7 protein-coding genes are annotated in these 10,028 nt (G+C 46.1%); all 7 read right to left on the bottom strand.

The features are described from left to right. Positions 1-60: 60 nt before the first annotated feature. The 7 genes from QUA47_RS28940 to QUA47_RS28970 all read right to left on the bottom strand — a co-directional run bounded on the left by QUA47_RS28940 (position 61) and on the right by QUA47_RS28970 (position 9,848). On the bottom strand, positions 61-579 hold the full coding sequence (locus QUA47_RS28940) for a hypothetical protein (RefSeq protein ID WP_333433323.1): 519 nt from the start codon (positions 577-579) through the stop codon (positions 61-63). Between the two features lie 386 nt (positions 580-965). Continuing rightward, entirely contained in the window at positions 966-2,987 is a 2,022-nt protein-coding gene (locus QUA47_RS28945) for a hypothetical protein (protein ID WP_333433324.1), read from the bottom strand. 169 nt (positions 2,988-3,156) lie between these two features. Then, positions 3,157-3,753, bottom strand: a complete 597-nt coding sequence (locus QUA47_RS28950; RefSeq protein WP_333433325.1) for a hypothetical protein — start codon at positions 3,751-3,753, stop codon at positions 3,157-3,159. Positions 3,754-3,992: 239 nt separating this feature from the next. After that, positions 3,993-5,078: a hypothetical protein gene (locus QUA47_RS28955; protein ID WP_333433326.1), complete on the bottom strand. Its 1,086-nt coding sequence runs from the start codon at positions 5,076-5,078 to the stop codon at positions 3,993-3,995. Positions 5,079-5,101: 23 nt separating this feature from the next. Continuing rightward, the gene (locus QUA47_RS28960) at positions 5,102-6,097 is read right to left on the bottom strand and encodes a hypothetical protein (protein ID WP_333433327.1); all 996 of its coding nucleotides are present in this window, start codon (positions 6,095-6,097) and stop codon (positions 5,102-5,104) included. Between the two features lie 14 nt (positions 6,098-6,111). Next, complete coding sequence (locus QUA47_RS28965) at positions 6,112-9,315, bottom strand: hypothetical protein (RefSeq protein ID WP_333433328.1); 3,204 nt, start codon at positions 9,313-9,315, stop codon at positions 6,112-6,114. A gap of 272 nt (positions 9,316-9,587) precedes the next feature. Beyond that, positions 9,588-9,848 carry a hypothetical protein gene (locus tag QUA47_RS28970; RefSeq protein ID WP_333433329.1) on the bottom strand — a complete coding sequence of 87 codons (261 nt, stop codon included), beginning with the start codon at positions 9,846-9,848 and terminating at the stop codon, positions 9,588-9,590. Positions 9,849-10,028 lie beyond the last annotated feature (180 nt).

Consider the following 10,028-nt stretch of genomic DNA (forward strand, 5'->3'; position numbering starts at 1 on the left):
ACTTTACCTGCCAAAGGAATTCCGTAATTTTAGCACTTGCTTCATATTTGGGCAGATTTGTCAATGCGTAAGTCCTACAACGTTCACAGTCGGCGACATTCTTGGGGTGACGGGAGCGATGCGAATTCCTAAGTGTTCTGGTTCTTTGTTGGTAGGAACGATGTTGAAGTTGTAAAGTCGCTGTTTCCCTTTTGAATCTACAGTTTTGATTGAAAGGTTAGTGATGGTAGCTGTGGTAGCTCCCGGAAAATTGAGCGCTTGAATGGGACGCAAGAAAACAGTTTTGGCAAGGCCGCTTGCCAACTGTGCGTCGGTACTGAAAACTATTTTTGAGGGGTCGGCAATTAAAACGTAGGCGAGAGCTTCGTCGGTTGAGCTGAAATCAATCGCACTCGCGCGACCGGGATAGACTAAAATATCGATCGCACTATTGACGGCAATGTCTCGACCCACAGTTTGATAGCCTGTTACTCTTGATTGAGAAAAAGCACAGTTCGGGTAGCTCGCAGCAGCGAGCGCTGCTGCAAGGATTGACAAACTGAGAGTTTTAATTCTTGGGAAAAGCATTGTAGCATTCATAATTGTTATCGGCAGATATTGAGAAAGCTATTCAATTTTGGTTGCACCGGAATGATGGGAGTGGAGAGGGGGAGAGGGGGAGAAGGGGAGAGTGGAAGAGGGGGGAGAGGGGGAGAGTGGGAGAGGGGGAGAGTGGGAGAGGGGGAGAAGTTTGAAAACTTGCAACAACCCGATAAAAACTAGAAAGCTTCAACATCTAACATATACTCACCTAATTGAATAGAAATGAGGGATTATGTAACTGCAATCTACCTGAAAATTCAAACAGCTTGCTGTTTACTGCACACCTCTAATCTCCCACTCACTCACTCTCTCCCCCACTCCCTCTCCGTCTCTCCCCCACTCCCTACTCCCCACTCCCCACTCCCCCGCTCACGACGGCTCGGTTATCGGTAAATGTTGAGAAAGCTGTTAACAGTAATAGAAACCGGGGTTCCTTTATTAACCACAGCTACATTAGGGCGGTTTAAAAGTTCTTCAGTTGCTCTATCGGAGCGGCTTTCCATCCGTTTTGCTAGGGGGCTGAAGAAGCCATCGAGGACGGCTGACCAAATTTGGGGGTCTCGACTTTCAACGGTGGTTGTACTGTTCCCAAACCTACCGCTAATACTGCTAGAGCTCCTGACTTTAGGCTCTGCGAATACTTGACCGACTCGTCCAACTCCCGACAGCACTGCGGTGAGGATATCTTGTCCGGCAATATCAGAACCGGGGTCGAAGTAGCCTGAAGCAATGAGCGGCCGCCCGCCCTCTCCTGCAATCAAAATTGCGCCTTCTGGAATGGGCTGCTGTTTAATCTGACCGTTTCTATCAGAGTAGACGAGCGCCACAGCAGTAGCTTGTACCATGCGATTGGTTTTGCTGACGGTGTTGGCTTTGACAATGACAACTGTGCCGGCAGGAAAAGCAATAGAGCCGTCAGTTGCCGTTACGTCGGCTGTGAGGGTGACGGCAAATTTGTCGTAAAGCTGTTTGCCTGAGCCTTCATCCCACAACAGGGGAACCGAAACTATGCCGTTGGCTTTGGTTCCAAGGGGAACCTGAGCTGTTTGGGAGGTTGAAGAACTTTGGGGCGTGCGGTTGAGAATGCCTTTTGCCCCTGGGGAGTTTACTTGTTCTAGGGTTGGGGAGTTTGTTAAGGCAGAAGCCTCTGGAGCAGCTTCAGGGGAAAGGGTTTGAAATTCTGTATCGGCGGGCAAGGACGTTCGGCTCGCGCTCAGTCGAGTCGCAGTCTCGATTGAGTTATCAGTAGAATCGGAACTTGTTTGGGGGGAAAAGGAAGCCGGAGTTAATTGGTTAGTGGGGTTTTGGGAGTTGTCGGTGGTTTCGAGGCTGTCCTCTCCATAAGGAAACTCCGGGTGTAGCGTTTCCCCGCTGGCGTTATTTGGGTGGCTATATAGTTTTTCTGGGATTTGCTCGAAAGAAACGTATGAGGGTTGCGACTTTTGGTTGCCGATATTGACTGTTAGGAATTCAGTTGTTGGAGCTGGCTTTGTCAGAGCGGCGGCGGTAGCACTTGTTGTCGCTGGAGTGCTTGGTGTTGCACTCACGGCATTCGCTATTCGGTTAGGGTCAAAATTTCCCCTAATTTGTCCGAGTTGGGCGAGTTGGTTCCACCGCTCAAACGGGTCGATTTTTTCTTCTGTTGGAGTTGGAATTAAAGGTGGGGGTATTAACGGTTTGGGTATGGGGGCTGGTGGGGGCGCGAGTGTTCTTTGCGGTATGGGTGCGGGTACTGTTACCGTCCGCACTACTGTTCTGGGTGCGGGTAGGGGTTCGCGTAGAGGAGTAGGTGGCGGTGCAGCGCTCCGGGTAGCGACTAGACGCGGAGTTCGCGGATTTCGTGGGGCTCTTGACGGTTTGGGCGACGGTTCTGTTTTGGGTTTTGCGGTTTTTTGCGGTTTTTCGGCTAACAGTTTTTGTTGGTCTTGGTAAGCTAATTTAGCCAGCAACTCCGGTTTTTCATCTTTAATGGTGCCAGAAGAGCTTTCTTTTGGTGTTGATTGTGCGATAGGTTCGCGAGGTGATTTAGGCTTGATAAATTGCCAAATCAGCAGTCCTAGCAATAGTATTCCACCAGTCAACAGCAGCATTGTCACTGCTCTAGGAACGCCTCTTTCGGAAACAGGCGGGGGCAGTGGTCTTTCCTCATCTTGAGCGAGTTGATATTGAGTTTCAAGTGTTAGGGGTGCATTGGGGTCGAAATTAGCAATGAAGTTTTCATCAATATCATCGTCAGAAGGGGAAGGGTTTGGAGAAGGGGAAATAGGGGAATTGATGTTATCGTCATCATTATTATGGGTATATTCACTTGATGCAGTTGTATGATTCATATTGGCTGTAGTGGTACTATTATCAGGAGTGGTATTAATTGGATTTTCGGTTAATCCATTTCTTTTGTTAGTCATGGCTTTAGAGTTGAATGTGTTGTGTTTAACTGTATATAAAAAAGCAAAGAGAGAAGACTTCAAGCAAAGGGATGAAACATACTAAATGTTTAAATTATTTAGTGGTTACGGTAGGTTTTTAAATTTACCCACTTGCCGGTGCGTCCCCTTTCCATGTCTCTTTCTTCTTCTATGGTTTGAATTCGACAATTCGGGAAATTTCTAATCCGGCTGCTCTCAAAGAGTGAATAGTCTTCTCTAATTCATTAGCGTTTTCTTTGAGAGGGGATTTGGGAATTTCTACGGCTTTGACGGTGAAAGTTCGATTAAACTGTTCTCGGCTTTCTCCAATGCCTTGCTCTAGCACTACGCGAGTAGCAATTACATCTATTTCCCAAACACCTCTTTTTATTTCTCTCGGTTCTGAGATGTGAGAGATATAGACTCCAGAGCGGATTTTTCCTGAATAGATGGTGTTGGGAACGAGTTTGGCAAGTTCGACCAGGGAAGCTTTACCAAACTCTGATTCCATCATCAATGAACCCATCCAAGCAGTTTTAGGAACTTGGGAACCTTTAACTTTAATGCCGGGGTCTGGGTCATTTGTGCCGGGAATTTTGCCTGACCAAGCCCAGGTTAAATTTACCCAACTGGATACAAAATTTTGGATAATTTTAGGCTCTCTGTACAGTTCATCTTGTTCTGCAATTCGTGCTGCGGTTCCGTCTTTTAACTGGACAAAGGTAACTTTTCTTTGAGATAAGGCTCTCAAACTGACTGTATTCACTAAAACAGTAATTGTCAGGAGGAAAACAAAGCTTGTTAGTAGAACAAAGCACAAGGCTAAAGTGTTTTTAGATTCAGGGAGTAAGGGTTGTGATTGTGGAAATTTCATATTATCGAAGGGGATGGCGAGATGGGGGATAGAGAATAGGGAGATAGGGAGGGAATGGATTGGGAAACTGGGTTTGAGTAGTGAGTAACAACTCGGTTCGGTGAAGAAAAAGCTATCGGAATTTCCTTCCCCTAGATCAGTTTTCCAGCAATAACGCCGATCGCGTTACTGGCAATATCTGTAAGTTGTTTGGTGCTATTGGCGATCGCACTGTACAAAGCAGTTCCTCCACCCTTGGCTATTAACACGGCTAGAACGGGAGAAAACACAGCTAAAAAGAATAAAAAGGCGATATCTGTAACTAACTCTGCATCGGACTTGACAATCACTACAGCGACTAATCCAACGACGATGTTGTACCCCAATTGCACTCCAAATAACGACATAAATCCTATTAGCCAAGCCCAGATAGGTTTTCCTTGGAGTGGCAGCAGCGACAAGCCCATTGCCAGAGGCCCGAATAGAGCTGTTAGCAACAATGCTGCTTCTAAAATATTGACAAATGCCCACTGTACTGATCTAAGAATTAAGCGAATGATGGGCAAGACAGTAGACCTAAAAACTTGTCCTGCAAAATCGCCATTTCCTATATCCTGAAGATTGGCAACATTGCCTAAGTTTTCGACAAATCGCTGCAAGCTTTTGAGAGCTCCTCCATTTTGCTGTTCGGCTGCCTGAAGGATTTGTTGAGCTGGCTGTTTTTTGCTGTTCCAACATTCCACTAAAGCTGAGCCAACTTTGCCCTGACATTCGCTGTAGAGTTTTTCGATTTCTTCTTTGCCAGCACTGGTGAGGTTAACGTCGCTCAGGGCAGTTCTGAAGGTCATTTCTCCGACTTGAATTTTCATAATTTCTTGAACTTGAGTGCTGCCTACAGCTTTGATGAATTTGACGCTTTCAGCTAAGACTTTACCGTTGTTGCTGAGAAATACTACAATTACGAGTAGCCAGATAAACATGGCTACTAGCTCTGACCAAGACTGTTTTTCGATGATTTCTTTGCCACTGGTGATAGCGAGGTAAGTAACAGATATTCCCGCCAGAATTAGTCCTAGTTTGACTAAGGCAATCCAGAGAGAGGATTCTTGAGTGTTGAAGGTGTTAAACCAAACTAAATTCCAGGATTCGACGGTTTTTTGAGAGACTTCTATGGCATCAGAGAGAGTGTCCAGGGCTTGTCCTGCTGTGCTAGTTTGGGCGATTAGTTGTGTCAGCATCGCGGTGTCTCCTTGTTGTGATTTCAGTCTTCGCTTGCCCCCAGGGTGATGCCTCCCGGCATTTGAAACAGTCCGGCTTGAGTAGAAGAAGCGGTAGCAGCCGCAGCATCCTGCCGTCTCTGGGCTGTGTTAATTTCGTTGAGTTCTTCAGCTTGTTGAGCGTTGAGAATGTTGGCAAAACTGCGATCGATTTGAGCTTGCTGGCCCTGCATGACTAAGGCACTTTGATTTTCTGCTGATAAGGCTGCTTGCTTAGCTGCGATCGCACTTTGTTGAGATATGTTTCTCATAATGTTCTGTGTGACATCTTGACCTTCTGAATCAGCACCCAATTCGATTGAATTTTGGCTCTCGCGATGAGTTTGCTCTACGTTCTGCTGGACAATTTCTTTCATCTGAGCTTGCTTTTGTTGAGCTTCTTTACTGAGAGTGGCTTTATTGGCTTCACTGACAGCACTTTCTCTTTCTGCTAGTTCTGCGGTATTCTCTTTGAGGCTGTAAGAATCTTGCGGTCTCTTCTCTAAAGCAGCGGATAGTTTTGTCCCTTCGCTTTCGGAGGTGTTGCCGTCCATTATGCTTTTAACTGCTTCTTTTAGGTCTGGAACTTTCAATTCTCCTAGGAATGAAGAGAGGGTTGACTCTATTTCACTGCTAAATTTTTCGACTTTATTTAACAAATTGTCCCAGATGCCTGAGATGCTGTCGGAGATGATGGAGATGGTATCGGAAATTTCGCCTGTTATGTCGCTAATTGTGTTTTCTATACCTCCTATTTCTTTCGGATTGCTCAAGAAGTTATTAGCTGATTGTTGGATTTGGCTTTCTATTTGTTGATTGGGAACTGTGAAGCTGGAGCGGTTGAAAGTGCTGCCCGATGGATTGTTTAAACTGGGAAGCTGTGTTGCAGTCGGATTGCTGTCATAGGTTTGAGCTTTTGCTTCAACAGAATTTAGTATTAAGCTCAGCCAAATTGCAGGAATGCCGAGGGCAAGTTTAACAAGCAATTTCGGTGATTTCATCGGTTTTTCTCCGTCTAGCTAGCAATAAGGTCTTGAGGGGATTTGTGTCCATTGATATCAGTGACTGCATTCTTGCCAATATTGGTTAATGAACGTCCTTCTTTAACGGCTTGTACATATTCAGAGGCAAATTGTTTGAGTGCTAGCAATTGCCCTTTTAACGTATTGGGATATTGAGCCATCACTCGCGCACGAGCCATCAATTCAGCTTGATTGTTAGCCACACTTGCTAATATCATTTCGCCTGGATAGTATCGGCTTTGCCAGAAACGACCTCCTTTTTCAATTAGCCAATTGGAATACAGGTCGGCAGCTCTGGGAAGGAAAGCTTCTGTGGCATTTTGGCTAATAATTTCAACCGGATATCCCAAATTTTTTATCCAAGAAGTTGCTCCGTTTGATGTCAATCTTCCGGTAATTCGATACACCATGTTTTGCATAATCATAGTTCCCGCACTACAGTCGCAAATACTGTCGATATCTTGGGAGAGCAAGAGCACTGAAATGCCATTTTTTCTACCCACTGCACAGAGTTCCCCTACTACTTCAGCAAATCCGTCTTTTTTAAACAAAATCGAAAGTTCGTCTCCGATAAATAGGCTTTTAGGGTGAGAAAGTGCGTTGCGGATGCAAGCAGCGTGGGCGTTAATAGCCATTAAATACTGGTCTTGTTCGTTGCCCAGACCGCTAAGGGCAAAAAACTTAACAGCGGGTTCGGGTGAAAATGTACTCGGTCTGCCAATTGCTTTACCTAAAGGTGAGGCTAGTAATGCGTTGCATTGAGTGATAATTTGGTTGATGGCAATGCGGTCGAAGTCGGTAAAGTTTTGTAGGTTTAGTTGCTCTTTTGTGCAGAATTTCAGGAGGTTTGTGAGGGTTGGCATTTCTTGCCACGCGGTCGATTTCCAGCCTTTTTCAAAGGCCGTATTGTAGCGCTCGATAATGTCTGGGTCTTCCAGAAATTTTTTCAGAGTTAGCAGCAAAATGGCATCGACTCGCTGCGCTAATTTTGGGTCGCGGACTTTACCCATGCTGATAATAGTCAGCGCTTTTCTGATAAACTCTTTCCATTGGTCTAGTCGGCGCGATCGCTCTTCTCTGTCAAAACGCCTCAAATCGGGTATTTCGAGTAGATTCGAGCTGCCAGAGGTGATGTCGTAGTATGCACCGTCGTCGCCTAACAGTTTCACTGCTGTCTCAAAGGTACTGCCACTTCCTGCTGAGATATCCATGCCGACTACTGGGATATTAGCGGCTATTGCATCGGCTGCAAATCGCCATCCCAAAACACTTTTACCGGAACCAGACTCGCCTGTTATGACAGCGCGGCTGGTTTGGTTGTGCATGAGGTCAACGTACACGGGTTTGCCGCCTTTGGTGATGAATTCAACTCCTTTTGAGTCGATGTCCCTTACAGCAGTTAAGGGCAAAATACCGGGGACAGTTTCGGTGTCTAAGGTGAGGCGGCGTTCGTTAATTAGCGAACTGCTGTGCAACAGCCAGCTTACAGTAATGGGCAAAGTTTCTAGCCACAGTTGCCAAGCAATGTTGCGCTCTCTTAATACCTTGGCAGAGCCGAAGCTGTGGGAGAGCATTTGGCAAGCGTGTGTTAGTTGCTCCGGCGTTGGTCGGTAGACTAAGAAGGTGACAGCAGCGTGAATTGCTCTTGCACCTTTGTACATTTTTTTCTGGGCTTCAAAGGATTCTTCCTGTTTGACTTCTGCTCCTACATCGCGACCTTGACCTTTTTCTAAAGCGCGTTTTTTGGCACTTTTAGATTGTTTAGCTTGCCTTGCTAAGTTGTCTTGAATAATAAAGTTGGGAGCGGCGCTAATTTCGACAACGGCTTCAGTATCGCGGACGTAGCTGTTGCTCATAATTTTCCAGAGCCATTGCAGTTGCTCTCTGGTATTGAGCCAGCCGCCGGGGCCCTCTTCCATTGTTAGCACGCCGCATTCTGCGTTTCTGCCGGGGAGCAAAATGCGTGAGCTAGCTTTTCTGTGTTCCGGGCAGCTCGAACGGCCGCTCATACCTTCAATTAAAATGGTGCAGGCGTGTTTGTGACTGTTGATGGTTTCGGTTAGTTTGTAGTCGGACGCGGTTTCTTTTAAGGTGAGAAGTTGGGGGATAGGTGGTACGGGTGCGCTGTTGAATTTTTGCCACAGCCATCCCCACAATGCTTGGGCATTCATGGGTTGAATTTCCAGTCCAATTTTGGTGTTTAGCAAGAGTTCCCACCGGATGTAGCCTTGCTCGAAACCATCGAGCAGCAGTTGTTTGTAAAAGCGTTCAGAGTAGATGCGCTGGTTGCCTGTAAATTGTGCAGCAATGCTGTTGGCTGTGTTGATAATTCCATTGATGAATTTACTCAGAGGGTCGTTGGATTTGGAGCCAGATTGAGCGTTGAATGTCCAAGTGCAGAAAATAGTTTGGTTCCACACTTGTCTGGTGCCTGCTAAGTTGAGTTCTTGAATGCGTTTCTGTTCGTTACGAACGAGTACAGAAATGGGTTTTAGGTGACAGTTATCAGCCAATTCAGTTAACTGTTGCTGGCGAACGCAATCGCTGCTGTAGCAGCCGGTGTGAAAGGTCATTTTTTCGCCTGGGGGAATGTCTTTTAGCCCCTCTTCTAAGGCGGCGGCTGCATTGTTTACTTCATGGCGGTAGAGAATGTTGTGAAAGCCAGCCGTCTCGAATCCGAATACAATTTGGTATTGACTGCCTTCATTCAGTAAGTAACCAGAAACTTCTCGACCATCCTTTTTGATAGTGACTAAACACAGGAGGTTTTGGTAGTTTTGAAAGGGCATAAGTCGGCTGTTACCTCCTTGTTGAGTGGGAGCAACTTTGGGTTTAAGTTTGACTCGGACTTGTGCATCGCTAATTCGGTGGCGAATCGGGTTAGGTCGGTGTTGGGGAACGGGAGAAAGGTATAAAAGATTACCGTTGTACCACTCATTCCCCGGCGGAGGTCTAAACCTGTCTACAAAAAGGTGAGGTTTGTTACCTGTCAGGAGCCACCAGCTTACAATTAGCCAGAAAGTAGTGATGAAAAACCAAGGCATTCCTAAGCTGAATAGGCCGTTGGTGAGGATGTAGGAAATTACAGTGATTAACATCCAGGGAATTAGCTGTTCCGCTGGAATGATGCCGATGCTGGCTTGTTTGCCGAGAATTTTGTTGACAGAAATAAAGTCTTTATCTGGGTCTTTGATCATAATTTAAACGAGTTTAGATTTGAGGTTGAGGTATGGGGGAGAGGGGAAGAGCGAGAGAGGGGGAGAGTGGGAGAGGGGGAGAAGTTTGAAAACTTGCATTGCAACAACCCGATAAAAACTAGAGGGCTTCAACATCTAACATATACTCACCCACTTGAAGAGAAATGAGGGATTGTGTAACTGCCATCTACCTGAAAATTTAAACAGCTTGCTGTTTACTGCACACCTCTAATCTCCCCCCTTCCCCTTCCCCTTCCCCTTCCCATTCTTCCCTAAGCTCCTCCACCTCCGCCATTGCCAACGAACAGAAAAGTTATTACGTCAACGGCAATTACAATGGCAAAGGCTAAGGCAACTTGGGTAACAATTGGTCTCCAGTCATTACCTTGTTGTGCTTGGTTGTAGGCGAAAAGAGAAGCGGCTGCTACTAACAAAAGAAATGCTCCGCGAATTAAGTTGAAAATCAGTTCGATGACTTCGGCATCAATAGCTTCGCCTCCTGCTGAAGAGGCTCCTTCTGCGAGTTCTTGCATAAATTCTTCTAAGCCGGAGAGGAAGAGGGCGTTGGCTGGGGAATCGAGTACGGAGCAAAGTGCAGTAGAGGTGATAATGGCAGTGGCAATGTGCCAAAAACGAATGGGTGCATCTCAGTTTTGCACATATATCAAGTGGAAAGTTGACCATTGAGATAAGCACAGCGCAGAGAAAGGATA

Source organism: Microcoleus sp. MON2_D5 (assembly GCF_036701905.1).
In the GTDB taxonomy this organism is placed as follows: domain Bacteria; phylum Cyanobacteriota; class Cyanobacteriia; order Cyanobacteriales; family Microcoleaceae; genus Microcoleus.